This window comes from Streptomyces gamaensis (assembly GCF_042656465.1).
In the GTDB taxonomy this organism is placed as follows: domain Bacteria; phylum Actinomycetota; class Actinomycetes; order Streptomycetales; family Streptomycetaceae; genus Streptomyces; species Streptomyces gamaensis.
Map to the genome: position 1 here is coordinate 52826 of NZ_JBHSPB010000029.1, position 24710 is coordinate 77535.

At 68.1% G+C, this 24710-nt stretch carries 20 protein-coding genes and 1 pseudogene; 7 read left to right on the forward strand and 14 right to left on the reverse strand.

Annotation, left to right across the window (positions count from 1 at the left end; all coding sequences use genetic code 11):
- Positions 1 to 19: 19 nt before the first annotated feature.
- Entirely contained in the window at positions 20 to 835 is an 816-nt protein-coding gene (locus tag ACFP1Z_RS30665; RefSeq protein ID WP_390320986.1) for an NAD(P)H-binding protein, read from the forward strand.
- Between the two features lie 80 nt (positions 836 to 915).
- Here ACFP1Z_RS30665 and ACFP1Z_RS30670 read toward each other — a convergent pair whose 3' ends face one another.
- From ACFP1Z_RS30670 to ACFP1Z_RS30680, 3 genes are all read right to left on the reverse strand, one after another.
- The gene (locus tag ACFP1Z_RS30670; protein WP_390320987.1) at positions 916 to 1569 is read right to left on the reverse strand and encodes a response regulator; all 654 of its coding nucleotides are present in this window, start codon (positions 1567 to 1569) and stop codon (positions 916 to 918) included.
- The gene (locus ACFP1Z_RS30675) at positions 1566 to 2852 is read right to left on the reverse strand and encodes a sensor histidine kinase (RefSeq protein ID WP_390320988.1); all 1287 of its coding nucleotides are present in this window, start codon (positions 2850 to 2852) and stop codon (positions 1566 to 1568) included. The genes ACFP1Z_RS30670 and ACFP1Z_RS30675 overlap by 4 nt, the downstream gene beginning before the upstream one ends.
- Positions 2853 to 3524: 672 nt before the next feature.
- Complete coding sequence (locus ACFP1Z_RS30680; RefSeq protein WP_390320989.1) at positions 3525 to 4202, reverse strand: response regulator transcription factor; 678 nt, start codon at positions 4200 to 4202, stop codon at positions 3525 to 3527.
- A 329-nt stretch (positions 4203 to 4531) separates the two neighbouring features.
- Between ACFP1Z_RS30680 and ACFP1Z_RS30685 the strand changes: the two genes are divergently transcribed.
- Together ACFP1Z_RS30685 and ACFP1Z_RS30690 are read left to right on the forward strand one after the other, a co-directional pair.
- Entirely contained in the window at positions 4532 to 5800 is a 1269-nt protein-coding gene (locus ACFP1Z_RS30685; protein ID WP_390320990.1) for a sensor histidine kinase, read from the forward strand.
- Positions 5801 to 5886: 86 nt separating this feature from the next.
- Positions 5887 to 6636: a response regulator transcription factor gene (locus ACFP1Z_RS30690; protein ID WP_390320991.1), complete on the forward strand. Its 750-nt coding sequence runs from the start codon at positions 5887 to 5889 to the stop codon at positions 6634 to 6636.
- 61 nt (positions 6637 to 6697) lie between these two features.
- On the opposite strand, the gene ACFP1Z_RS30695 is transcribed toward ACFP1Z_RS30690, so the two are convergent.
- From ACFP1Z_RS30695 to ACFP1Z_RS30720, 6 genes are read right to left on the reverse strand one after another with little or no spacing between them, the layout of a single operon-like run.
- Positions 6698 to 8503 (reverse strand): sensor histidine kinase, encoded by a 1806-nt coding sequence (locus ACFP1Z_RS30695; protein ID WP_390320992.1) that lies wholly within the window; start codon positions 8501 to 8503, stop codon positions 6698 to 6700.
- The gene (locus tag ACFP1Z_RS30700) at positions 8493 to 9209 is read right to left on the reverse strand and encodes a response regulator transcription factor (protein ID WP_390320993.1); all 717 of its coding nucleotides are present in this window, start codon (positions 9207 to 9209) and stop codon (positions 8493 to 8495) included. The genes ACFP1Z_RS30695 and ACFP1Z_RS30700 overlap by 11 nt, the downstream gene beginning before the upstream one ends.
- Before the next feature lie 47 nt (positions 9210 to 9256).
- Positions 9257 to 10471 (reverse strand): ABC transporter permease, encoded by a 1215-nt coding sequence (locus ACFP1Z_RS30705; RefSeq protein WP_390320994.1) that lies wholly within the window; start codon positions 10469 to 10471, stop codon positions 9257 to 9259.
- The gene (locus ACFP1Z_RS30710) at positions 10468 to 11223 is read right to left on the reverse strand and encodes an ABC transporter ATP-binding protein (protein ID WP_390320995.1); all 756 of its coding nucleotides are present in this window, start codon (positions 11221 to 11223) and stop codon (positions 10468 to 10470) included. The genes ACFP1Z_RS30705 and ACFP1Z_RS30710 overlap by 4 nt, the downstream gene beginning before the upstream one ends.
- Positions 11220 to 12470: an efflux RND transporter periplasmic adaptor subunit gene (locus ACFP1Z_RS30715; protein ID WP_390320996.1), complete on the reverse strand. Its 1251-nt coding sequence runs from the start codon at positions 12468 to 12470 to the stop codon at positions 11220 to 11222. The genes ACFP1Z_RS30710 and ACFP1Z_RS30715 overlap by 4 nt, the downstream gene beginning before the upstream one ends.
- The gene (locus ACFP1Z_RS30720) at positions 12454 to 13074 is read right to left on the reverse strand and encodes a hypothetical protein (RefSeq protein ID WP_390320997.1); all 621 of its coding nucleotides are present in this window, start codon (positions 13072 to 13074) and stop codon (positions 12454 to 12456) included. Before ACFP1Z_RS30720 ends, ACFP1Z_RS30715 begins: the two co-directional genes overlap by 17 nt.
- 7 nt (positions 13075 to 13081) lie before the next feature.
- On the opposite strand from ACFP1Z_RS30720, the gene ACFP1Z_RS30725 reads away from it, so the two are divergent.
- Positions 13082 to 13324 carry a hypothetical protein gene (locus tag ACFP1Z_RS30725; RefSeq protein WP_390320998.1) on the forward strand — a complete coding sequence of 81 codons (243 nt, stop codon included), beginning with the start codon at positions 13082 to 13084 and terminating at the stop codon, positions 13322 to 13324.
- Between the two features lie 687 nt (positions 13325 to 14011).
- Positions 14012 to 17572, forward strand: coding sequence for a hypothetical protein (locus ACFP1Z_RS30730; RefSeq protein ID WP_390320999.1), 3561 nt, complete (start codon positions 14012 to 14014; stop codon positions 17570 to 17572).
- 231 nt (positions 17573 to 17803) lie between these two features.
- Here the strand turns inward: ACFP1Z_RS30730 and ACFP1Z_RS30735 are convergent.
- From ACFP1Z_RS30735 to ACFP1Z_RS30755, 5 genes and pseudogenes are all read right to left on the reverse strand, one after another.
- Positions 17804 to 18429: pseudogene (locus ACFP1Z_RS30735) on the reverse strand (transposase).
- A 718-nt stretch (positions 18430 to 19147) separates the two neighbouring features.
- The gene (locus ACFP1Z_RS30740; RefSeq protein ID WP_390321000.1) at positions 19148 to 20347 is read right to left on the reverse strand and encodes a hypothetical protein; all 1200 of its coding nucleotides are present in this window, start codon (positions 20345 to 20347) and stop codon (positions 19148 to 19150) included.
- Between the two features lie 245 nt (positions 20348 to 20592).
- Entirely contained in the window at positions 20593 to 20700 is a 108-nt protein-coding gene (locus tag ACFP1Z_RS30745; protein WP_390321001.1) for a hypothetical protein, read from the reverse strand.
- A gap of 379 nt (positions 20701 to 21079) precedes the next feature.
- Positions 21080 to 21595: an MEKHLA domain-containing protein gene (locus ACFP1Z_RS30750; protein ID WP_390321002.1), complete on the reverse strand. Its 516-nt coding sequence runs from the start codon at positions 21593 to 21595 to the stop codon at positions 21080 to 21082.
- Between the two features lie 86 nt (positions 21596 to 21681).
- Positions 21682 to 22821: an agmatine deiminase family protein gene (locus ACFP1Z_RS30755; RefSeq protein ID WP_390321003.1), complete on the reverse strand. Its 1140-nt coding sequence runs from the start codon at positions 22819 to 22821 to the stop codon at positions 21682 to 21684.
- Between the two features lie 187 nt (positions 22822 to 23008).
- Between ACFP1Z_RS30755 and ACFP1Z_RS30760 the strand changes: the two genes are divergently transcribed.
- Both ACFP1Z_RS30760 and ACFP1Z_RS30765 read left to right on the forward strand, forming a co-directional pair.
- Entirely contained in the window at positions 23009 to 23563 is a 555-nt protein-coding gene (locus ACFP1Z_RS30760) for a TasA family protein (RefSeq protein ID WP_390321004.1), read from the forward strand.
- Between the two features lie 125 nt (positions 23564 to 23688).
- A complete protein-coding gene (locus tag ACFP1Z_RS30765; RefSeq protein WP_390321005.1) occupies positions 23689 to 24495 on the forward strand; it encodes a hypothetical protein in 807 nt (268 codons plus the stop codon).
- Positions 24496 to 24710: the final 215 nt, after the last annotated feature.

Consider the following 24710-nt stretch of genomic DNA (forward strand, 5'->3'; position numbering starts at 1 on the left):
GGGGTGGTTGCCTGAAGGCATGACAGAGATTCTCGTGACCGGTGCCACCGGCAAGACCGGCAGCCGTGTCGTTCCCCGCCTCAAGGAGCTGGGCCACAGTGTCCGCGCCGCCTCCCGTTCCAGCGCCACCCCCTTCGACTGGGCCGACCCGTCCACCTGGCAGCCCGCCCTGACCGGGGCCGAGGCGGTCTATTTCGTACCGACCGAACTCCTCGGCCTGTCCGAGCGTGCCGCGTTCGTGGACGAGGCCCGCAAGGCCGGAGTGCGGCGGATCGTCCAGCTGTCGGTGCGCGGCCTCGACACCGACGGCACCGTGCCCGGGACCGAGGCGGCGGTCCGTGACTCGGGCCTTGAGTGGACGATGCTGCGACCGTGCTGGTTCGCCCAGGACTTCGCCGCCCCGGACTTCTTCCTCTCCGGGGTCCGCTCGGGCGACCTCAAGACCCCTGCCGGCGACGGCCGCGAACCCTTCATCGACGCGGAGGACATCGCCGACGTGGCGGTGGCAGCCCTGACCCGGCCCGTGCACGTCGGCAAGGCATACGACCTCTCCGGCCCCCGGTCCCTCACCTTCACCGAAGCGCTCACCATCATCGGCACTGCGACCGGCCGTACCCTGCACCACCAGTACCAGCACCCCGACGACTACACACGCGACCAGATCGCCCACGGCCACCCGGCCGACGAAGCCGCAGCCATCGCCGCCTTCCTCGACCAGATCCGCCAGGGCAAGGACGACTACGTCAGCACCGGCGTCGAGGACGTCCTCGGTCGCGCAGCGCGCACCTTCGAGGACTACGTGAAGACAACCGCAGCGACCGGAATCTGGACCTGAGCCCACCCCCTCCGGTGCGTGCCGCCCTCCACAGCGGCACGCACCGGAACGCCCAGCAAGCCGACCGGGCCGCGGGCGGGTCAGCCGACCATCCCCACGTCGCGGGCCAGGATCGCGGCTTGTACACGATTGGTGAGCTCCAGTTTGCTCAGCACTCGGCTGAAGTGGGTCTTCACCGTCGACTCGCTCATGTGCAGGGCCCTGGCGATCTCCAGATTCGACAGCCCCTGCGCCACCGCGCCGAGAACGTCCAGCTCCCGGGGGGTCAGCGTGTCCAGACGGGCCTGCTGGTCGGCCGAGACAGCGCTGCACTGCGCGTCCCGGAATTCTTCGAGCATGCCCATCGTGACCTCCGGCGAGAGCATCGCATTGCCCTCCGCCACTACGCGGACCGCGTGGATGAGCTCGCCCGGTCCCGCGCCCTTGAGGAGGAAGCCGACCGCGCCGTTGCGCAGCGCCGTGCGCACATACTCCTCCTCGCCGAAGGTGGTCAGGACGATGACCTTGGGCGGTACGGGCAGGGCAGTGGCTTTGGCAGTCAGCGCGAGACCGTCCATGCGGGGCATCCGGATGTCGGTGAGCACCACGTCGGGGCGCGTCGACCGGGCCAGTTCGATGCCCGTCAGACCGTCCTGGCCCTCCGCGACGACCTGGATGTCCTGCTGTGATTCCAGGATGCCGCGCAGTCCCTGGAGGACGATGGGGTCGTCGTCGACGAGAACCACTCTGATCATGTTGTCTCTCTTCCTTGGGGCGGTGTGCCGCTGTCTCGCGGTGGCGTGACGAGGGTGGGCAGGGACGCCTCGAAGCGGAAGTCTCCCTTCGATGTCGGCCCGTAGCGGACGGTGCCGCCGAGCAGTTCGACCCGCTCGGTCAGCCCGATCAGCCCTTGGCCACCGCTCGGCACACCGGAGTCACCGGTCATGGCGGAGGGGCCGCTGTTCACGCTGATGTCGACCCGGTCGGGCCGGTAGCCGATGCGCACGACGACGGGCGCGTCACCGGCGTATTTGAGGGCGTTGGTCAGGGTCTCCTGGACCAGACGGTAGATCGTCTGCCCCAACTGGGCCGAAAGCGGGCGCTGTTCGCCGTCGCACGCGTAGTCGATCCGGAGCCCTACCTTGCGGGTCTCCTCGATGAGCGGAACGACGGCCTCGATCCCGGGCGGTGGTGCCAGCCGCACGGCGCCTTCACGGCCCCGGCGCAGGACCTTCAGGATGTCGTGCAGTTCTTCCAGCGCCTTGGTCGCGGACGTCCTGATGAGCTCGGCCTGTCCGGCAGCCCATTCCGGGGTACGCGTTCCCACGTTCATCTGCAGCGAGCCCGCGTGCATCACGATGTGGGTGACCCGGTGCGCCACCACGTCGTGCATCTCCCGGGCGATGCGGGTGCGTTCCTCGCTCCGGGCGGCTTTGGCAAGCAGCTGCTGTTCCCGTTCGAGCCGGGCGGTGTGCTCCGAGAGAGAGATGATCCGCACACGCCCGGCATGCAGGTACGAACCCACCGCGACCGGCGCGACGATGAAGATGATCACTTCCGCGAGGTAGCCAAGGAAAAACAGTGCGTCGTAGGGCGGATAGCCGGTTATCCACGGCGTGAATGCGCCGATCAGCACAACAAGTGCAGCCACGGTACGTGCCGTACGCACCTGGCCCTGGTGAGCCAGTGTGAACAGGGCGAGCAGCACGGCGGCCGGCGCATAGGCGAACCAGTCCCCGACCACGGCCAGCAGGACTGTTGCCCTCGGCAGCCGCAGCCTGAAGATCATGAGCAGACCCACCGCTCCGGCCAGCACCGCGTGCAGCGTCCGCTGCTGCACCAGGGCCCTGCCCGTGTCGGTAAGAATCTCCGAAGAATTGAACAGGGCGGCTGCCAGGGCGGGAAGATACTCTGCACGGGTAAATCTCCACCCGGAGCCAGGGGAAATCGAAAAAGTCATCCACAACCTTCCCAGCCGTGCCGCCGGAATCGAGAAATTATCACGGTAACCTACGGGATCGCAGTCGGCGACACTCACGTGGCCTACCGCTTTCTTCAAGGCATGGTGCACGGCAGCGAAGCACTGGCGCGGGCCCTCCCGAGCCGGCGGCATCGCCTACGGCTCCGGCCGGGTACGGACGGTGCTCGGGGCAGGGAAAGAACTGTCCACGGACAGGAGGTCCCTGATGGGCATCGTCAACTCGGGAATGATCTGGAAACGATCTTGAAGTTAATCGCTGCCGGGAGGGCCGGACCATTCTGCTGAAGCCTGGACACCCTAGGCATTGAGCCTCGCGCCTGTCAAACCGAATCAATCCCGGCTGTATGTCACCGGCCACCCCGCGCGACGTCCAGCTCACCAAGCAGATTTTCCGCGAATTCTCGCTGCTGTACGCAGCCCCCGACTCGACAGCAGAATTCAAAGCGGCAGTGACAGCAATTGCGGCCAGTACGTAAGCAGTGGACGGCCTCGGCCCGGTCCTGGCTGTACTCGCGACCGCGGCGAGCGTTCAGAACCGCGATGCCGCCGTCCCGCTGCCCGAGCAGCTGCGCGCCAGGTACGTCTCCGTCCGTCTGGTGAGGGCGGACTGCGGTTACGCGGGCGGGCGCCGTCTCCCGGCCCAGTGCGGGGGCGATCTGATGGACCCGCAGCCCGTCGGCCACGTACGGCCGGGCCGGCGAACGGCGCCGTCCCTCAACTCCCGCGCGTTCAGCTACTCCTGCCGGTCGACATGACGTCACCGGGCCCGGGCGGCACCGGAAGGCTGCGGTTGGCCTGGACGGCGAGCTGAGTGCGGTTGTGCAGCTTCATCTTGCGCAGAGAGCGCGACACGTACGCCTTGATCGTTCCCTCGGCGACGCCCAGCTCCTGGGCGATCTCCCGGTTGGTCAGCCCTCGCGCGATACCGACCACGGTGCCCCGCTCGCGGCCGGAGAGGGTCTCCAGGCGCCGCTCGAAGTCGGTCTGGCGGCGCTCGTTGTTCTCGGCGAAGCGGTCCATCAAGGTTCTGACGAGCGCGGGGGCGAGCACCGCGCTCTCGGCGGCGACGCTGCGCACCGCGTGCAACAGGTCGGCCGTGGACGAGCTCTTGAGCATGAACCCGCACACCCCGGCCCGCCATGCCTTCGCCAGCATCTCGTCGTCGCTGTGGGCCGTGAGAATGAGGACGCCCGGCCTGGGGGTGGTCTCGCGCAGCCGCCGGGCGACCGCGACGCCGTTCATGCCGGGCATGTCCAGGTCCAGGACCAGGACGTCGGGTACGTGCTCGCGGACCGCGGTCAGCGCCTCCGTTCCGGAGCCTGCCGTGGCGACGACCTGGATGTCCTCCGCCGCACCCAGCACCGCACGCAGCCCTTCGCAGACGATTTCCTCGTCATCGGCGAGCACGACTCGAATCATGTGAAATGCCCTTGGTTCGCGCTGGTGCCGGCGAATTGAAGATACCGGCCGGACCGGCGCAATCATACTCAAGCAATCACCGGCCGCCCTTTACACCTTTGGGTCTACTACCGAGGTTTACCGGGTCCAGAGGCGAGCTCCGCACAGGCAAACCGGCTCTATATGCCGAGAACACACATTTGCTTTGTCGTTGCACGGCCGTACTGTCGTATGCCCAGGAACAACACCGGGGTATCAGCGTGGCCACACACCTGCCTGACATCTCCCTCACATCTTCTGGTCAGCATCGGGGACACGGGTCCGTACGAGGAAGGGCGATGACGGTGGTTCAGTCGGCTGGACGCTCCGCGGTCCGGCTCATCGGCGGGCTGTGCGCCAGGTTCCGTGCCTGGTTCGCGACCGATCTCCTGCGGTGGCCGCTCGCCCTCGACATCACGCTCGCGGCGAGCCTCATGGCCTACTCGGTGTGGCGGATGCAGAACTCCGCCCCGTTCGGCGCGGCCGGTTCCACGCTGGTGCTGCTCACCGACGCGGCGCTGGCGTGCCGCAGCGCGGCGCCCCGCTCCACGCTGTTGTTCATGGTCGCCGCGCAGTACGCGCTGTTGCACTTGCACGTGGCGCCGGTCATGCCATTGATCGCGCTGATGCTGACCTACTTCACCGGTGTGGCGCGCTTCGGGCTGCGGTGGACGGGGATTTCCAGCGCCCTCGTCCTCGGCTGGCTGGCGCTGCTGCACCTGCACGACGGGGGCGGGGTCTGGCAGAGCTTCCTGCTGGACTTCCGGGAGTCGGCCACGATCGACGTCCTGGTGTTCGCCCTGGTCTGCTTCTTCGCCTGGGCGTTCCGTATCCGCCGCCAGGAGATGCACCGCGAGTCGGAACGGGCCGAGCTGATCGCGATCGCGCGGCAGGCGCAGGCGGCGGAGGCCCTCGCGGTGGAGCGCGCCCGCATCGCGAGGGAAGTGCACGACATCGTCGCGCACGGCATGAGCACGGTGTCGGTGCAGGCCGCCGCGGCCACCGCGCTGCTCGACAGCAAGCCGGAACAGTCCCGTCAGTCGCTCGACGCCATCGCCCGTATCAGCCGGGAGTCGTTGGAGGAACTGCGCACCGTTCTCGGTACCTTGCGCCACGCCAAGGTGGTGGCCGGGGAGGAGGAGACCTGGGCGCCACAGGCGCGCCTGGCCGAACTGCCCCGTCTCCTCGATCGGTTCGAACAGGCCGGAATGGACGTCGAATTCACTGATGAGCGCGGCGAGTTGCCGTGCCCGCCGGGGGTGGAGCTCGCCGGGTACCGAGTGGTCCAGGAAGCCCTCACCAACGCGCTCAAGTACTCAGCGGCGGCCGGCGCGCACGTGTCGGTACGGCAGCGGGACGATCAGCTGGAGATCGATGTCCGCACGAGCAGCCGGAACACCGGTACCAGCGTGGCCGGAACACGCTCCCCGTCCGCCGTCACCAGCGGCGGATACGGCCTGATCGGGCTGCGCGAGCGGGTGAGCCTGTACGGCGGCAGGCTCGACGCGCGGCCCGACGGTGACGGGTTCCGGGTGACCGCGGTCATCCCGCTGTCACCGGTGCGCTGACCACAGCGCCCCCGCCCTCCTCCCCTGACCTCAACAACAGCCCGTCCGGCCGCAGTCGGCGGCACGGGCGTCGACGGAGAGACGACATGACGACCCGTGTGCTCGTGGTGGACGACCAGGAACTCGTCCGGGCCGGACTGGTGGCCGTACTGGACAGCGCCCCCGGCATCAGCGTCGTGGGCCAGGCCAAGGACGGCACCGAGGCCGTGCGGCGGGCCTCCGAACTCGCCCCGGACGTGGTCATCCTGGACGTGCGGATGCCGGAGATGGACGGGATCCAGGCGGCCGAGCACATCATGGCCGCGCACCCCGACATCCGAGTGGTCATCCTGACCACCTTCGACCTCGATGAATACGTCTTCCGGGCGCTGCGCGCGGGCGTGACCGGTTTCATACTCAAGGACGCCGGCGCCGAAGGCTTCGTCCGGGCCGTGGAGACGGTGGCCCGCGGCGACTCGCTGCTCTCGCCGACCGTCACCCGGCGGGTCATCGAGGAGTACGCGAGCCTCACCGTCGGCCGGCCGCGCCCGAGCGAGCACCTCACCAAGGCCACGCCGCGGGAGCTGGAGGTGATGACCCTGGTCGCGCGCGGGCACGACAACGCCTCCATCGCACGGCAGTTGGGGATCAGCGCGGGCACGGTCAAGGTCCATCTGCACCGGATCATGGCCAAGTACGGGCTGGCCTCGCGGGCGCAGGTGGTGATCCTGGGCTACGAGGCGGGACTCGTGTCACCGGGAAGATGCCGGCCCGTCACCACGCCCTGCCCGACGGGCCCTTCGCCCACCACGCCCGCACAGCCGCATCCCGGCACGAGTGCCGGTCACCACGATTGATCCGCACCGCACACCGGCCGTCCGCCGAGGACAAGGTCTGCCGGTCGACAGCCGGCACCGGCTAGGTACTGTCCGTCCCTGTGCCGGCGGGGCCCGCCAGGGGCAGGCATACGCGGAAGGCCGTGCCCTGCCCGTACGTGCTGCTCACGGTGACGCCGCCGCCGTGGGCCTCGGCCAGGCGGCGGACGATGGCGAGGCCGAGACCGCTGCCACCGGTCGCGCGGCTGCGGGACTTCTCGGCGCGCCAGAACCGGTCGAAGACGTGCGGGAGTTCGTCGGCGGCGATACCGGTGCCGGTGTCCGCGACCTCGATCAGCGCGGTATCGCCCTCGGTGGAGGCGCGGAGCGTGACGGTGCCGCCGGGCGGGGTGTGCCGGACCGCGTTGGAGACGAGGTTGTCCACGATCTGCCGGAGCCGCACCGGGTCGGCCGACGGCCGGAGGTCCTCGTCGCCCACGGCGGTGAGGACGACTCCGGCGCCCTGTGCGGCCGTTCCGTGGGCCGAGGCGACGTGGCGGAGCAACGGCAGGACGGGCACGGGCTCGGGGTGCAGGCGGAGGGTGCCCGCGTCGGCGGCGGCCAGGTCGCGCAGGTCGTCGATGATGTGCTGGAGCTGGACGGTCTCCTCCAGGAGTGAGGAGACGAGTTCCGGGTCGGTGGGGATGACCTGGTCCTGGGCGGCCTCCAACTGGTTGCGCATGGTGCTCAGCGGGGTACGCAGTTCGTGGGCGATGTCGCTGACCATCGCCTTGCGCTGGCCCTCCAGACGGGCGCGGGCCTCGGACATCCCGTTGAACGTGGCCGCGAGCGCTCCGATCTCCCCGCCGGCACCGGTATCGACCCGGGCCGTCAGATCGCCTTCCTTCATGCGTCCTGCGGCGGCGGAGAGCGCGCGCAGCGGGCGTACGAGCCGGATGGCGACGAAAGCGGTCACGGCGAGGGTGACCACGAGGACCAGCGCGGCGGCCCCGGCGATGCGCCCAGTGCCGCCCGAGGAGAGGGACAGGCCGGTGGCGGGGGTGCCTTCGGCGCCGCCGATGTAGAGGAGGGCCGGTGCGGAGACGTACGCGGCGAGCTGTTCGCGGCGGCCGGAGTCGACGCAGGGGCCGACGATCGCGTCGGCGTCGCTGGTGTGCGGCGCGATCATGTCCCAGCTGTAGTCGCGGTGGAGCCGGACCCGCCCCACGCCGTGCCGTTTGAGGCAGTCGTTCACGATCGGATCGAGCTTGTCGAGGGCGGCGCTTTCGGTGGCGGTGGGTTTGTCGAGTTCGGGCACGGCGCACTCGGTCGACCGGAGGTTCTGCGGGTCGTTGGCGACGGCGACGTACGCGCGGCCGCTGAACGTGGTGTTGATCTCCGCCGCGACGGCGTTGCGTCGCAGGCAGTCGACTCCACGCCCGGCGAGCGCGCGCAGAGCGGTGCGCTCCGCGTCCGGGAGGGAGTAGGGGCCCACGGCCCGCGGGTCGATGCGTTCGCCGGCGGTGCCCGACCGCAGCGCCGAGTCGACGTTGAGCGGGTCCACGACGCCAGCCGCCTTGGCCCGGGGTGGCAGTGTGCCGCTCCCGGAGTCGGCGATGACGTGCCCATCGAGGGTGGTGAGCGTGATGCGGCGGTCCGTGTCCCGGGCGAGTCCGGCGATGACACTGTCCACGCCTTTCCAGCCCGGTTCCCGGGCGGCCACGGCCAGGAGGCTGTTGTGGATACGGGCGTCCTCGGCGAGGGCACGGCCCTGTTCCTGCCGGAACGCGCCGCTGGTGGTCTGGGCGGCCAGCCAGGCGGTGGCGGCGATGGAGCAGACAGCGACGGTGACGGACAGAGCGAGCAGTCGGGCCAGCAGCGTCTTGTGGGGCGGGACGCTACGCCGCACGGCCTGTGCCGTCCATGGCGCGGGGCGCTTCGATCAGCTTGTAGCCGACGCCGAAGACGGTGACGAGGTGGACGGGGCGGCGCGGGTCGGGTTCGATCTTCTTGCGGATGTTCATGATGTGGACGTCCACCGTGCGCTCGGTGACGCGGGCTCCCGAGCCGTGCACTGTCGCCAGGAGCTGGGCCCGGGTGAAGACCCGGTTGGGTTCGGCCGCCATGGCCGCCAGGATCTGGAACTCCCCCGGGGTGCAGTCGATCATCCGGCCGTCCTTGCCGACCTCGTGGCGCGACGGGGTCACCACGAGACCGCCTCCCTCGAAGGAGCCGTCGCACGGCAGGTCGTTGCGGGTGCGGCGGAGCAGCGTGCGGACCCGGGCCATCAGCTCGCGCGGGCTGTACGGCTTGGTCATGTAGTCGTCGGCGCCGAGGTCCAGTCCGAGGAGCAGGTCGTCCTCGTCGGAGCGCGCGGTGAGCAGCAGCACGGGCACGTCGGTCTCGCGCCGCAGGATGCGGACCACGTCGAGTCCGTCGACCTTCGGCATCATCACGTCCAGGACGAGCAGGTCGGGCTGGCTCCGGCGGGCCGCCTCCAGCGCGGCCCGCCCGTCGTGGACCACGGTGACGGTGTGGCCCTCGCGCTCCAGATACCGCCGTACGACGTCGGCCTGTTTCTGCTCGTCCTCCGCCACCAAAACATGTGCACACACGTGTACGAGGATAAGCGTATCCGGCATTTCGCCCCGGTTGTGCGGTGTCAGCTCCCGGCCAGTGCCTCGACCGGGGTGAGGCGCGCGGCCCGTACCGACGGATACACACCGGCCATCGCGCCCACGACAACCGCGGCGCCGATGCCCGCCGCGACCGAGCCGGCCGGGATCACCGGCTGCCAGCCCTGGGCCGCGGCGAAGCCGACGGTCGCCGCGGTGCCCAGCAGGGCGCCCGCCACTCCGCCCAGGCCGGAGAGGGCGACGGACTCGGTGAGGAACTGGGTGCGGATCTGCCCCGAGTTGGCGCCGAGCGCCCGGCGCAGGCCGATCTCCTTGCGGCGCTCCAGTACGGAGATCACCATCGTGTTGGCCACGCCGATCCCGCCGACCAGGAGGGCCACCCCGGCCAGGCCCAGGAAGAGCGCGGAGAAGGTGGACTCCGTGGCGCGCTTGGCGGCCAGGGCGTCGGAGGGGCGGCTGACCTGGACGAGGCCGGGTCGCTCCGGGTTGAGGGTCGGGCCGAGCACGGCCCGTACGTCCTCGACGGCGGCCTCCTTGGCGCGTACGTACACGACCGTCGGGTGCCCGTCGAAGCCGAGCCGGGCCTGTGCGGCTTCCCAGCCGACCAGGACCGACTGGTCGAGGTCGGACGCGAGCCGTACGGGCGCCAGGACGCCGATCACCGTGAACCACTCCTGGCCGATGCGCACCTGCGGGGGCCGCTGCCCGGGGGTGGGTTCGCCGACGCCCAGGCGAGCTGCGGCCTGGTGGCCGAGCACCGCGGTGGGGAAGTTCTCCGCGGCCTTGTCCAGGAAGCGGCCGGAGCCGAGCTTCGCTCCGACGGTGTCGAGGAGGTCGAGTCCGGCGGCCAGCACGGTCAGTCCGGCGGCGTCGTTCTCGTCGACACGGTCCGAACGCCGCACCAGGGCATGCGTGTTGGCGACCGCGCTGGCCTGGGTGACGGGGCCGATGCGCTCGACGGAGCCCACCGCGTTCTCGGCGAGCTTCACCGGGGGTTGCTGGTCCGGCCGGGGCTGGGCGCGCAGCATGTTGGTGCCCATCGCCTCCATCTCCTTCATCAACGCCCGCTCGCTGGAGGCGGGCAGTCCGATGACGACGATCAGCGTGGCGATGCCGATCGAGATGCCGAGGGCGGAGAGCACGGCCCGCGCCTTGCGGATGCGCAGTCCGACCAGGCCGAGGTGGAGCGTGTCGCGGGGCGAGAGCCTGGACCGGGTGATCCGATGGTGATGAGGGGTCATGTCCGTTCGCTCGCTGTGAGGTTCGTGGAAGTCGGCAGGGCCAGGGTGGGGGCGTCGTCCGGGGTCGGGCCGGGGGTGGGTGTACCGCTGTCGGAGACGATGCGGCCGTCCAGGATCTCGACGCGTCGCGGCAACCCGTCCGCGACGGCCCGGTCGTGGGTGATGACCGCGATGGTGACGTCGTCCGCGCTCAGCTGTCGCAGCAGCTCCATCACGGCGCGTCCGTTGGCGGTGTCGAGGGCCCCGGTGGGCTCGTCGGCGAGGATCAGCGCGGGGTCGCTCACGAGGGCGCGGGCGATCGCGACACGCTGGCGTTCGCCGCCGGAGAGCTGGTGCGGCAGATGGCCCGTACGGTGCCCGAGGCCGACCCGCTGCAGCGCCTCGACGGCGAGCGCACGACGGTGCCTGCGGGCAACTCCCGCGTAGAGCAGTCCCGTTGTGACGTTCTCGATGGCCGACATACCGTCGGTGAGGTGGAACTGCTGGAAGACGAAGCCGATGTGGTGGGCGCGCAGGGCGGACAGCTGCCAGTCGTTCAGCGCGGACACGTCCTGCCCCTCGATCTCGACGGTGCCGCTGGTGGGCCGGTCGAGTGTGCCCATGATGTTGAGCAGGGTGGACTTGCCGGAGCCCGACGGGCCGACGATGCCGACGAGTTCGCCCTTGCCGATGCTGAACGTGGCGTCGACGAGTGCCCCGACGCCGCCGGGGTAGCTCTTGCAGGCGTTCCGCACCGCGAGGACCGGTGTCATGAGGAAGTCACCACCCTGGTGCCCTCCTGCACGCCCCGGCCGCTGATCTCCACCATGCCGCGCGCGAACATGCCGGTCTTCACCGCGACGAGCGAGCGGTCGGGGAGCTGCACCGCGTAGCCGCCCTCGCGCAGCGCGGTCAGCGCGCCGACGGGCACCGCGAGTACGCCGCGGCGGGTCTCGGCGACGAAGCGAACCCGCACGGATGCCGTGTCCAGCGCCTTGGCCGCCGAATCGTCGTCCAGTACGACGGTGACGTCCAGCTTCTGCGGCGCCTGCCCGTCGCCGGAGTCCTGGCCCGTGGTCCTGGTGACTCTGCCGACCTGTTCGACCTTGGCCTCGGCCTCGGTCCCGTCGGGCAGCACGACGGTGGCTCGGGCCCCCTTCCCGGCCTGGCCGGACTGGTTGATGTCCATGGGCACGGTGACCGCCTTACGGTTCGAGGTGACGGCCAGCACCTCCCCGGTGGCGTCGTCGCCGAGCGCGGCGAGGACGCCGCTGACCCGGACCGTGCCGGGCAGCACCGCGAGGTCACCGACCTGGAGCGTACCCGTCGCCTCCATGCCGACGGCCCGCTGCCAGCGCTTGAGCGCGGCAGACAACCCGGGGGTGAACTCGACTGTGTCCTCGGAGAGTTGGCCCCCGGAGAGTCGACCCTCGGAGAGTTGCTGATCGCGGACGGCGGGTGCTGTGCCGGACGGCGCGGTCCTGGGCTGACCAGTGCGCTCCTGGGCGCCGATGTCGTACCCGAGCGCCGTGAGGTTGTCCGCCACGACCTTCACGTCCCGGCCGACGATCGGCTGCTTGCCCTTGGCGGGGACTTCGAGGGTACGGAACAGCGGGGTGCCGCCGAAGAAGACGACGACCGGCCGGTCGTCGACCCAGTAGAGCGGCTTGCCGCGCTCGGCGGTCGCCCCGGCCTCGGGAAGCCGGGTCACCAGCCCCTTCTTGCCGCCCTTCAGCTTGCGTTCGGTGCCGTAGCCCAGCGTGCCGGACAGCTCGGTCACGTTGGCCAGGTCGGTCTTGACGACCCGTTCGAACCGCAGCTCCGGGAGCTCAACCGCCGTGCCTTTCTTGTCCGTTCCACCGGGCACGAACGTCCATACACCGCCGGCCACAGCCGCCACCACGGCCAGGGCGCCGACCACGAGGACGGTCCGCCGCTTTCCGACAGCGGCACCGTACGGGGCGGCCGCCTGCTTCTCTTCCACGACGCCGGGGCGCGCCGGGTCAGTGCTTGCCGCCACCGAACGCCTCCCGCTGACAGTTGTTGCTGATCTCGTCGATCTGCTCGGGGGACTTCGCGGCGTTCTCGGCGAACGTCCATCCTTCCCCGTCGGCCATTCCGTTGACGAGGACGCCGTCCTTGTTGATGCAGCGGATCCAGGACCGATAGTCCTCCATGTACTTCGGATTCTTGTCGCGGTCCAGCTCCGGCGGCATCAACGGCATCTTGCCCTGGCACGTGTCGAAGGCGGCCTTGGGTTCGCCGACCTCGGGGATGCCGTCACCGGCACCGCCCTGCCCTGGGGCAGGTGCCAGCTTGACGCCGTTCTGCTTCAGGCAGGACTTGTAGGCGTTCCAGAGCCGGGACTCTTCCTCCCTGGAGGTGTCCAGACGCAGCTGCGGCCGCCCCTTCTCGACGTCGTCGGCCTTCGCCGCCCCGCCGGAGGACTTGGCACCTCCCTCACCGGTGACGGAAGCGACTTCGTCGCTCTTCCTCCCGTCCTGCCCGGCACCGGATAGGGAATCGGTGTCACCGCCGCATCCGGTCAGGACGAGAACGGCGCCGACAGCTCCAGCGAACAGGACAGTGGTACGGGTACGGGTGCGGCGCTTGACAGTCAACATGCGGGGGATGTTCGCCAACGCTTGTCAGGAAGATGTCAGGCAGATGTCGGGAAGGTGTGGCGCCAAGCTCTTTGCCCGGCTCGACGTCGCAGTCCGCGCGCGGCACTTCGGGAACATGATCGCACGCGGCAACTGCCCGAGCGGCCTTCCCGACGAGTGCCGGGAGCGGATCGGACTGTTCCTGGCCGCGTGGCGGACCGAACGCCGCGGGCAGGGCCTGAGCATCGCCCGCCCGGCAGTGGATGGGTGAAGGGCTTCCGTTTACGCGCACCGCTCCGCCGGGCAACGATGGTTGCGCCCGCCTGACGGATCCTCAGGAACTACGGGAGCGGAACGTCCGTACCGCTCCCCACGTCGGCCGGCAGGGCAGGGGCCGGGCGTACTCCAGGGGCCGGGCGGTATCGACCTCCACCCGGCCCTTGCGATGCCACCTGGCTCCCTCGCGGTCCGCGGTTCCCCTCGGTGAGCGCGTGCAACGGCCGGCGTGTGACGGTCCAGAGCATGCCTCGGAGTTCCGTCATCGTGACGGAACTCTGCCGTGTACACCGGCGTCAACTTCTGCCATAGCCGCAATATCGACCTCAAGGCTGACGGTATCGCCGGGGCCTAGGTTTATATTCGAGTGAGCCATGAGGCGCTCGCCACCAGCGGCTGTTCCAGGACTGTTGAATCGTCTCGCCGCGGGGCGGCTTCCGAAAAGGGGATCAGGTTACTTGGCGGCCACTGCCGGACGGTTGAGCGGGTCGCCCGGCAATGGCAGATTTTATGGAATCGGTGTTTACCGGCCTTGCTGTCTCAAGGCGATTCCTGACTCGTCTTGAAGGCTGCACTTTCACCACCTCGCCCTTCTTTCGAAGCTCGATATGGTGCCGGAATCTGAAGCAGGCGACTTCGACCAGGTTTGGCGGAGTGCTGCTGGACCAGGAGGAGACACGTCATGACGCGGGCTGCCGAATTTCGCAATGCCCAGTACCTCCACATGGGGGGACAAAAGGGTGGCAAGCACAAGGAAACGAAGGAGGCCGATCGCTGGGCGCAGCAGACGATGCGTAACAGCCAGCTGTCCGACTTCGAGGTGCGACGCTTGAGCCGTTGGGGACAGGCCACCATGCTCCTCGCCGGCCTCGCCGCCGTGAACGGTTTCACCCCGGCACAGGCGCATCCCACCCGGCCGCGCCGGGCAGACCAGAGCACGGATACCGGCACCGGCCAGCAACTGTCACCGATGGCCCGCAACGGCCTGACAGCCTGGGCCGGCTCCCGAGCGAACACCATAGGCACGCCGAACAATGACAGCCCTGCCCTTTCCCGGACACCCGTGCCCCAAAGCCGGGACAGGAAGACACCCGGCCCCCGTGACACCACCTTGACACGGTCTCAGCGAGCCTCGCTGTCCCGCAAGAAACGCAATGGACCGGAAAACCGGCCCAGCCCGCACACCGAGGACGCTTTCGCCGCCATCGACCCATGGCTGCAGGATTTCACCGTCTCCTCCCAGGACAGGGAAAGCGCAGCGGAAAAGATAGACGCGACGATCAGGACTGTTCTGGAAGATGTCAGCGGGTCGGCCACCGCACGGACTGTGAACCTCGACGCCCGATTCACAGCCTTCTATCACCATGCACTGCAGCGCACCGATCTGCACGACCCCAAGGGCCTGCCGGAGAAGCGGAGGGAGTTCACCCTTCGTGAGGTCGCGCTGGGCGAGATGCACCGGGAGAACGACCTGACCAGCAACGGGTGGATCCGCACATATCACAAACCGCCCAAGGACATTCCAGGCCCCCTCATCACTGCGGCTCTGGGGGACGCTGCCCGGCGAAAGGTCGGGGACAAAGTGCTGCAGGACGCGCTCACACCTCTCGAGACCCCCGAGATCAAGGGCGCGTACACGAAGTTCGCGGAAAATCGGATCAAGGGAGCAGCCGCCAGGATAGTCGGGAGGACCTCGGCACAGGACCTGGTCCTGATGGACGCGCTCCCCGGCTACCTGGCCGGGCAGAAAAAACCACAGCTGGTGATCCTCAAGGGACAAGTGGTTCCCAACCTCGTTGCCCTCGACGAGGGCACATCCAAGCTGCTCCTGTCTGTCGCCACCGGCGAAACCTTCATGTGGCGGGATGCCTGGAACTCCACCCGCCTCGAAGAGTTCATCCGGCCGCATCTCTCGATGTTCGAGAGCGGTCGCGCCGAGCCAGAGGATTTTCAGGATGACCATACGACGCGTCGCATATCCGGGCATGACGCTCGCGGTCTCAAAGAGATTCAAGAGGAACTCGGCAGGCCTCCTATTTCCGCAATCGTCTTCGAGGAGTCGGACAGCCCTTTCGAAAGGCTCTGGGAGGCGGGACTGCGGCGGATCCGAGAAGATGCGAATGCCGCTGTGTACACGCCTGAGGAGCAACAGCGGGACCAGGGCCTGAAGTTCGGGCGCAACTCCATGGCTGCCCTCAACAACCTGGCAACACTCGGGGCGATGGTGACGACGGGTGGCACGGCTCTGGGGCTGAGCCTTGTGGCCGGGGGCGCCGGCATCGCCTCTTCCGTCTACCAGGGGCAGCTCGCCCGGGTCGCCGACCGGGGAGACGTGCGCCGAGAGGCGGAGGACGACGCAGAACTGGGCATGGTCTTCGCCATCGGGGGCACGGGGCTGGATGTGACTGCTGCCGCCAAGTTCCTGCGGGCGGCCGTAGGACCGGCCGCCAAAGTACAGCGCGCCAAGGGCCTGCAATCGCTCGTGCGGCGGGGCCAGGGCATCGTCCGGCAGGGCCGGAAAAGGATCCTGGCGCACGAGATCGCGCGGAAGGCCGGTGTCGCGCGTGGCGTGGGCCCGGTGCAGAAGGCGTCGGCATACGCCTCGGCCCTCGCCGACAACAAGGACCTGGCCCAGAAGGCATTCCGGCAGGGTGATAGAGGATGGGACGCCGTTCTGCGGGTGGATGAGCTCGCCGGGGTCATCGACAGTGCCGAAGCACTGAGACTGCGCGACGCGACCCGCGGAAGCAGCTTCGGTGACTTCCTTGGCGGCCCCGGGAAAAAGGTGGTCCTCGGCGAGGAGAACCTGCGCAGGATACCTCCGGGGCAACGTGTTGCGATTATCGGTTTCGAAACGATTGACGGGACAGCCCTGAATCGACTCACGGATATTCCTCTTGCGGAACGTGAGAATGTCAGGGAGGTTATGCTTCATGCCATGACCGCGACCAAGAACGGCAAGGTGGCCGGCCTCAACAACGCGGGCATCAACCCGCACCTCAAGCCGCGGTACAGCGAATTCGACCTGATCGACGACGCCGGCCTGACGTTGTCCGACGGCCACTGGGCACTCGCCGAGGGCAGAGGGGTGAAGGTCTACGTCGGGGCCGGTGCCCCAGAGTTCCGCATCGAGCCGGTCCGCGAGTTCAAGCCGGTCAGCAGCCGTCTGAAGCAGTCCGCTCTGGAGCCCGACGAGGTCACCATCCAGAGCGAGTTGCTCACTGGGGTACGGAACCGGCCGACGAACGAACACATCCTGGACGACGGGGTCCTGCGGGCAGGAACCGTAGCCGACATGATCCGTAACCCGGCGGGCAAGTGCAAAGACCTGATGGGCCCGGTCGCCTCCTACATGAAGGAGAACGGCTTCAAAAACATCCGCTACCGGGGCATGGGCATCTGGGACAACGCCGACCAGCGCACGTATGCCAACCACTACGTGGTCGTGGGGGAACGCGGCGGCAAGCGCTGGGCGTTCGACCTGTCGGCCGGACAGTTCGACAACAAGGGTATGCAGGGGCTCCACGGCCCCATCGTCGACCTGGAGGAGAACTGGGCCAAGACGTACGCGGACAGCACCACCCGCAAGCTCATCAAATACCAGGACTTCAAGAAGCCCCAAGAGGCAACGGCGGAGTTCGGCACCGTCACGGGTCTCGACCCGCTGGACTACATGCCGGAGGCCACGGTCCTGCACGCGCCTGGGTGGTTCACCCATGTCAGGAACATTCCGCCGGCCGATCGGACCGTGCACGTGGCCATCAAGGCGACGAACGTACTCCAACCGAAGGTGACGCCGGTCGTCGGCGCCCGACCCAGCATTCAGCACCACGGCAACAACCTCGATGTGACTTTCAACGGCCTCACCGGCCAGACTGCTGACATCCGTCTGCACCCCCACGTAAGCGTCTACATCAGATACGTAGGACCAGAAGCCGTCGAGTACACCATCACCCCTGACCAGGGCACCACCGTCGTGTTCGAAACGGACAGGGGATGCCTCGTTATCGCAGCGAACCAGAAGGTCTCGGTGCAACAGCCACCCCAGGAAAAGATCACGCTCGACGTCTCCAGCGAAGCACAGTCGCCCCCCGCGCAAGCAGCGGGGCCCAACCTGGCCGCCGCACCTGTCGCTCAGCAGCCAAGCAAACCCGCCAACGCACCAGCTGAAGAGCGTAAGCCTCGGCCCCAGATCCAGGAACATTCAGGGGCCGGTAGCTGGTTCAGCGGACATGCGAAGTGATGCCCGGCAGTGTCCCTCCCCTCGTAAGGAAGGTGCGTCGGGCCGCTGACCCAGCAGGGCAAGCAGCCCGTCGCCCCGGACCTGGTCCGGGGGAAGTTCACCGTTCCGGCTCCGGATGTCGCCTGGTGCGGCGACATGACCGAAATCTCCACCGCCGAGGGCAAGCGCTGCCTGCCACCGCCATCGACCTGCGCTCCTGTCGCCTGCTCAGCTACGCGATAAACGCCCATCTCAACACCGAACTCGTCGTCGGCACACCCAACATGGCCGCGACGCGCGGCGGGTGTGGACGGCCTGGACGGTGCGGTTGATGCGGTTGATGGAGCATGGTGCCGGCGGAGGATGCGCCAGGAATTCAGCCGAGCGAAGGCGCATTCGCCGGGCGCTCGCAGGGGCGCATGGACGCGATTGAACCACTGGTAATGCTCGGGCAGTTCGTGGTGCCGGTAGTAGGGGGTGCGGACGGTGGCGCCAGCATTCGTGGGTCCGGCCGGGCAACGCGCGAGAACCACAGCGGAGTCCCGTCCGGGCGGGCGACGACCTGCCGTTCATGCCCTGCATCTTATGTTTCTGGCCGTAGTAGGGCTCGTCCGCTTTGATGCGGTCGGCGGAGATGAGGGTGTCGTCAACGATGACGAAGTCGCCTTCACCCAGGCCCACCAGGGCCAAGCCGTCGTCACGGAGACCCTGGCGGGCGTGGATCAGCCACGAGACATGCTCAACAAACTCGTAGGGACATCGAGCACAGAAGGATACGGAACCAACAGGGCCCCTTGGTCGCCGGTGTTGGGTGAGATCACCACCGCAGCGACGAGGGGCCCTGCCGCGTCACCGGCCCCCTGACCAGCGGCTTTCAGCCCGCAGCACAGGATGAAAGTGGCTCAGCGAGCTCTTCTGATCGTGCCTGGACAGGGCGACGTCGGAACCCATGACGAAATAGGCTGGTGGTCACCTATCGTGCCGCCCTCGACGTCGCTGACAACCTGATTTCCTGGCTGGAGAACTTGAAGCGCCACCCCGAAGGAGCGAACAGGGTGGATCCTGGCGGGCGTTGACCTCCTACGACCAGGAGGTCATGCTGCCTCTCCGGTTCGCCGAGGGCGATACCTTTGCCCAGCCCGCTGCCTACGTCACGGTGTGGAAACCATCGCCGACCTGGGTCACCCCAATTCCGGCGGCTCTGTCCGGACCGAGGTCCGCCGCCCGAGGCGGCAAAGACACAACGGTCACGAGCAACGGACCCACTCTGCCCACACCCAACTCCGCGCACCCATCGAGCGGGCCTTCGCCGCCCTCAAACGCCGGCGGGCGGCATGGGATGAAAGCGCAGGGCGTCGCCCGCCCGGACGGCACACCCCGGTAGTTGTCCCGGGCCCTGCCGGGGATGTCTGGTAGGGAAGGACACACAACCAACAGGGCCCCGGCCGCTGCGTGATGAATGGGGATCACCACAGCAACGGCGAGGGGCCCTGCCTCGTCACGCCACCCTCTGACCAGCCCTTTCACCCTTCAAGAACCGGGATGAAAGAGGTTCAAGGAGATCGTCACCAAGAGATCAAAGTGACACAGCGGGAGTTACCCGATACCGGTGAACGGCGCGAAGCCATTGCGCTTCATCGCCTCGCGGAGCTCCGAGTGGGCGACTCCCGCCTTCTCCTCGCCACCCACCAACTCAACGAAGGAATACCACTTGGAGTAGTACGGCTTCCGCGTATCGGTCAACTTCGCACCCGCCAATACGTAGGCTTCCTGTGCCCCCTTGATATCGCATTTAAGGTCACAACTGCTGTCCAGCAGCATCGCCCGCATCTTCTTCCCTGCGTCCAGCCAAGCCAGGTAGGCAGTACGGTTGGTATCCGCGAGCTGTGCCAGTTCATCGGCTGCCGCCGCAATCCTGCTGTCCTTACCCCCAGCAGGATCGGTCTCATTGCCACTGTCCGAGCCGGACTTCGTCCCCTCGGTCCCCTTGGCCTCCTTGGCCTTCTGCTCCTCGTACTGCTTGCGCTGCTTGTCGAACTCCACCAGATTCGCCTCGTCCGAGAAGTCCGGCAGCTCAATACCATCCAGGATCGAACCCAGGTCACCACCCTCAGCCCCGGGCTTCGTCTCCTCGGTCTGCGTGCCGACCGACGGCTTCGCCCCCACCGAAGGCCTCGCCTCATCGGTCTGCGTCCCCACCGACGGCCTCGGCTTGCGCTGCTTGAGGTCGTGGACGGGCTTGCCCTTGTTGTCCTTGACGGTGGTGCCGTTCTTCCCCTTCTCCACCACGTACGTGGCGTACTTGCCGTCAGGGGTCTTGACCGTCACCGGGATGCGCTTGCTGGTGATCTCGGTGACGGAGCCCTTGCGGACATCGACCTTGAAGACCTTGCCGGACACCGCGTCCTGGAACAGCAGGAGCCCGGTGGTGGACTGCTCGCCCAGGTAACGGAAGTCCGACCCCTGGTAGGCACCCTTGGTGCTGTCGACCAGCACCGTCTCCGCACCGGTCTTGACGTCACGGGCCACGATGCTGCCAGTGAAGGTGTCCTTGGCAATCGACTTGCCCGTCAGGCCGTGCTTCTCCAGGAGCACCTTCAGGCCGCCAGCATCGTGGGGCTGGTCCGAGACCACGTGTGCGCCGGAACCGCTGCCGGCCGGGGCAGCCGGAGCGGCCGGGGCGGCCTGGGCGATGCCCGTCATCGCGATCGAGGCGATGGCCGACCCGCCGAGAACAGCGGCAAGGACGTTCCCACGACGGGAACTGACGCGCTTCATAAAGAATTCCTTCAGCATCAACAGGTAACTTCCCGATCAATCATGCAAAGGACATCCATCTGAGGCGTCAGACGAACGTGCCGACCTTCATAAGCCTTTAGTGCTGCAAGGCGCGGAACCGGCCCTCGACAAGGGCTTCGGGTACGGCGTTCTCCTGGTCGAGGCTCATCACCTCCCCGCCCAGGATGTGAAACAGGCATCGGAGGACGATCTCGGATCCCGTTTTGCCGTCGGCGGCTCATCGTGCCGCGTCAGTACGTGCTTCAGTACGTGCTTTGGAGGGGATGGATGAGGCAGTTGACGGCCCACGTGGAGAAGGACCGGTTCGCCTCCCGGCCGCCGCCGCGGTTCGGTCGGTGGCGGTTGGTCATGCCGGAGCCGACGGGTAGGGGAGCGACGCCGCGCAGGTGGTCGAAGGACGCCTCGGACCGCAGACACTGCGGACTTGTCGCCGGCCTCCGTCAGCAGGACAGCGCTGATGTCGGCCCCAGGCCCCTTGGTCCGCATCGGCTCGGGACGCGGCTTCGTGGCGGCCTCGAATGACGTGACGGCGCCGGGACAGGAACCCGGCCGCGGCCGTCACCGCGTCGGTCAGGAACCGATGGCGCAGGCGATCGCGCAGTTGCTGCAGAGGTGACCACGACCGTGTGAAGCTGATCGGCGGCCTGGGTGGGGGCGTTCATGGTGACGGCGAACGCTCCGGTGTCACACATCCCCGTCCCGGACACCGGAGCGCCCCGCCCCGTCGACTCATCCGGCCCTGGCCGGTCCCGGGTCCTCGTCCGCCCAGGAGCGCACCACGGTGGCCTGCCCGTGGCGGGAGCCGTCGGCGTCCGTCAGGTTCCAGGTGGTGACGTTCTCGATCCAGAATCGGCGTCCGTCCTTGGTGACGCGCATGCCGCGGTATCCGGTGGCGTACCCGTACTGGGAGACGCGTCTCAGGTAGGCGTCCCGGTCCTGCTGGGCTCCCGGCTGGGCCGAGAGCCGCGACGGCAGGCCGATGAACTCCTCCCAGGTGTACGCGAATCGGGCCAGGGCGGTGCGATTGGCGTACACGAAGACGGGGACAGGCGACGTGTCGTGCACGAGCAGGCCAAAGGGTGCCCGCGTGTACAGCCATTCCGCGGCCTCGCGGTCCGTTGTCCAGGCCCGTTCGCACATCGGCCGTCCCACCACTCGCTGGTAACTGTCCAACAGCAGTGTTGCGAAACGGGAGTCGTATCGCAGCCCGTCGGACGCCTCTCCCTCTCCCTTTTCCTTGAACAACTTCACTGTCTACACCCACTGTTCTTGTCAGTGCCGCCTTGATGCGGGACTGGCGCAGGTTACGACCGGTGAGCGCACGCTTTCGGTTACGGCGTGCGCAACGGAAGTTGCTGGGTGGAGCAGTGAATGGCGCCGCCTCCCTGGACCAGCGTGCTGATGCTCAATTGCCGTACCTCGCGGCCCGGATACAGCTCCGCGACGATGTCCGCCGCCTTGCGGTCGGCTTCCTCATCACCGAACTTCGGCATGATCACAGCACCGTTGGCGACGTAGTAGTTGACGTATGTGCCACTGAAGTCGTCGATGTCCTCCTGCCCCACCTTGGCCGGGTCGACCTCGGGGACCTCGACGACGCGGAGCTTGCGCCCCTTGGCGTCGGTGGAGTTCGCCAGGACTTCCTTGGCCTGTTCGTAGGCCCGGGTGAAATCGTTCGGCTCGGTGCCGGGTGCCGGGGCGCTCAGCAGGACCGTGCCGGGAGAGGTGAAGCGGGCGATCCCGTCGATGTGGTAGTCGGTGATCTCCTTGTCCTTCACGCCCTTGAACCAGATCACCTTCTGCACGCCGAGGAGCCGCTTGAGCTCCCGCTCGATGTCGTCACGCGACTTGCCCGGGTTGCGGTTGTCGTTGACGAGGGAGCTCTCGGTCGCCATGAGGGTGCCGTCACCGTCGGTCTCAAGCGAGCCGCCCTCCGCCACGAGGGACGCCTTCACCCTCGGTACGCCCGCGACCTCGGCGACCCGCCGGGCGACATCGGCGTCCCGCTGGTGCTCCTGCTTGCCGCCCCAGCCGTTGAAGCCGAAGTCGACGGCCGCGAGGCCCTCGCCGGCCCGCACGAAGGTCGGTGCGGTGTCGCGCATCCACAGGTCGTCGACCGGCTGCTCGATGACGGTGACGTCCGGCCCGACCTGCTTGCGCGCCTTCTCCACCTGGGCTGCTCCGGCGAACAGGTACACCGGTTCGTACTCGGCGATGGTCCGGGCGATCTTCGCGATGTCGTTCTGCACGCCGTCGGCCATGTCCTCCCAGACCTCTGCCGTCGGCCACGCCATGTAGACGCCGTCGTGCCGGCCGGTCTCCGCGGGCATCACGCCGCCTTTGGGGAACTCGTCCACTGCCTTTCCTTTCTGGTTGCCGCTGCCGCAGGCAACCTGCAGCAGCATTCCCGCGACGACGGCGGCCGTCACGGCTCCGAGGCGGACCATGCGGCGCCTACGGGACGTGTTCATCTCTGCCAACTCCCTACTGACTGAATTTTCAGTCAGGATATTTGCCAGGATAACGCCTGCTTCCGGACAGTGCGCGTGACCCAGATCACGGGGGCCGCCCGTCATGCCCGCGCGCCGATCGGGATCTACATGGCGGCAGGCCACCACATCAAGTGCAAACTTCAAGAACAGGTCGGAGACCGAACAGATGAGTATTCGAGGCGAGAAGCGCGGTAAGCGGTCGGCACGCGGTAAGCGGTCGGTAGCAGTGGCCGGGGCCGCGCTCCTGGCGGGCGTGGGCCTGGCGTCGGCGGGCGGATACGCCGCGTGGACGTCCTCGGCCGAGATGGGAACCGGTGAGTTCAAGGCGGGTACGGTCAACCTCGCCGCCGACTCCTCCGGCGCCACCGCGTTCAATGTCGGCAATTCCAACATGCTCCCGGGTGACACGGAGTCCCGCGAGGTGAAGGTGACCAACACGGGAACGCTCGCCCAGAGCGTGGCCACCGAGTACACCCCCCGAGGCGAACTGGCGCCAGGGCTGAATCAGAAGCTGGAGCTGTGCTCCGAGGACGGCAAGAGCTGCGCCCCGGTCGCCGACCCCGCCAAGGTCGGCGCCTTCACGCTGAGGGCCAAGGAGTCCAAGCTCCTCAAGTTCGTCTTCTCGCTGCCCGCCGACGCCGATGCCAAGTACCAGGGCAAGACGGCCAAGTTCAACGTGAAATTCACCAGCACGGGCGTCAAGAACAAGCCCACCACCTGACCCCCACCCCCGAGGAAGGGCCCCGGCCGACCGACCGGGGCCGTCTCCATGCGCGAATACGCGCATACGCGCATACGTGAATCCGCGAAGCCCCACACCCTCCGCACGAAATCCCGGATACTCCAATGACCAGCACCATACGGCGCACGTTCCTCCGTACGCGGCGCGTCCTCGCGGCCACCACGGCCGGTACAGCCGCTCTCCTCACCCTGGGTACGGCCCAGCAGCCGGCCCACGCGGCTCCCCCCGGCGACACCGGAACCCCGGTGCTGGCGATCGAGCCCGGCCGCGGCGTGGACCTGCGCGCCCCGGTCGACAACCTCCTGCCGGGCGACCGTGTCGTCCGCTACTTCGACCTCACCAACCGCAGCGACCACCCGGTGACGGCGGATGGCTCCCTCACCACCGACGGCCCGCTGGCAGGGCCGGGCGGGCTCAGGCTCACCGTCGAGGCATGCGACGGCAGTTGGAATGCCAAGGGCGGCTGCACCGGGCCCGTCAGCACAGTGGGCAAGCAGGCCGCTCCCGGCAGCGACACCGGTCTCGGTCCGCTGACGGTCGGCGGCCGGGCGAGCGCGCACCTGCGCTACACCGCCATGCTGCCGAAGGACGCGCCCCCATCCCTCCAGGGCACGTCGGCCCATGCGAAGCTGCACTTCACGGGTGTCGCAAGCGGCGGCTCGGGATCCGGGGCCGATGGCGCGGACGGCTCCGCGACGGCCGACGGCAGCAAGCCGAGCGATCGCTCCGAGGGCTCCTCGCCCTCCGGCAGCCTCCCTCACACGGGCGCCACCGGGATCGGCATCAGCATCGCCCTGACCGGTATACTGCTGGCCCTCGGCCTCGCGGCCCGGCGCAAGGCGGCCGCACTGGTGAGGCGCCGGGAGACCGCCTCCCCGGAGCATGCCGACGGGGCCGACGGCCGGTTCTGATGTCCCACGATCCGCACCGCACCCTTACGGAACTCGGGTTCGACCTTCCGACGCTGAGCGGGACCACCCGGACAGTACGGCTATAGGGAATTTATCTGATCAAAACCCCAGGCTTGTTAGGGTCTCTGGAACGCGCTGACGGTGCACAGATCCGCGCGTTCCCCGGCGCCACCATCGCGGCCACCACGCGATGTGATCTGCGCCGATTCGCGGAG

Excerpts from the sequence above, each read along its gene's own strand:
- ACFP1Z_RS30665 (WP_390320986.1), top strand. The coding sequence starts at position 20 with ATGACAGAGATTCTCGTGACCGGTGCCACCGGCAAGACCGGCAGCCGT.
- ACFP1Z_RS30670 (WP_390320987.1), bottom strand. The coding sequence starts at position 1,569 with ATGATCAGAGTGGTTCTCGTCGACGACGACCCCATCGTCCTCCAGGGA.
- ACFP1Z_RS30685 (WP_390320990.1), top strand. The coding sequence starts at position 4,532 with ATGACGGTGGTTCAGTCGGCTGGACGCTCCGCGGTCCGGCTCATCGGC.
- ACFP1Z_RS30690 (WP_390320991.1), top strand. The coding sequence starts at position 5,887 with ATGACGACCCGTGTGCTCGTGGTGGACGACCAGGAACTCGTCCGGGCC.
- ACFP1Z_RS30705 (WP_390320994.1), bottom strand. The coding sequence starts at position 10,471 with ATGACCCCTCATCACCATCGGATCACCCGGTCCAGGCTCTCGCCCCGC.
- ACFP1Z_RS30710 (WP_390320995.1), bottom strand. The coding sequence starts at position 11,223 with ATGACACCGGTCCTCGCGGTGCGGAACGCCTGCAAGAGCTACCCCGGC.
- ACFP1Z_RS30720 (WP_390320997.1), bottom strand. The coding sequence starts at position 13,074 with ATGTTGACTGTCAAGCGCCGCACCCGTACCCGTACCACTGTCCTGTTC.
- ACFP1Z_RS30725 (WP_390320998.1), top strand. The coding sequence starts at position 13,082 with ATGTTCGCCAACGCTTGTCAGGAAGATGTCAGGCAGATGTCGGGAAGG.
- ACFP1Z_RS30730 (WP_390320999.1), top strand. The coding sequence starts at position 14,012 with ATGACGCGGGCTGCCGAATTTCGCAATGCCCAGTACCTCCACATGGGG.
- ACFP1Z_RS30740 (WP_390321000.1), bottom strand. The coding sequence starts at position 20,347 with ATGCTGAAGGAATTCTTTATGAAGCGCGTCAGTTCCCGTCGTGGGAAC.
- ACFP1Z_RS30745 (WP_390321001.1), bottom strand. The coding sequence starts at position 20,700 with ATGACCAACCGCCACCGACCGAACCGCGGCGGCGGCCGGGAGGCGAAC.
- ACFP1Z_RS30755 (WP_390321003.1), bottom strand. The coding sequence starts at position 22,821 with ATGAACACGTCCCGTAGGCGCCGCATGGTCCGCCTCGGAGCCGTGACG.
- ACFP1Z_RS30760 (WP_390321004.1), top strand. The coding sequence starts at position 23,009 with ATGAGTATTCGAGGCGAGAAGCGCGGTAAGCGGTCGGCACGCGGTAAG.
- ACFP1Z_RS30765 (WP_390321005.1), top strand. The coding sequence starts at position 23,689 with ATGACCAGCACCATACGGCGCACGTTCCTCCGTACGCGGCGCGTCCTC.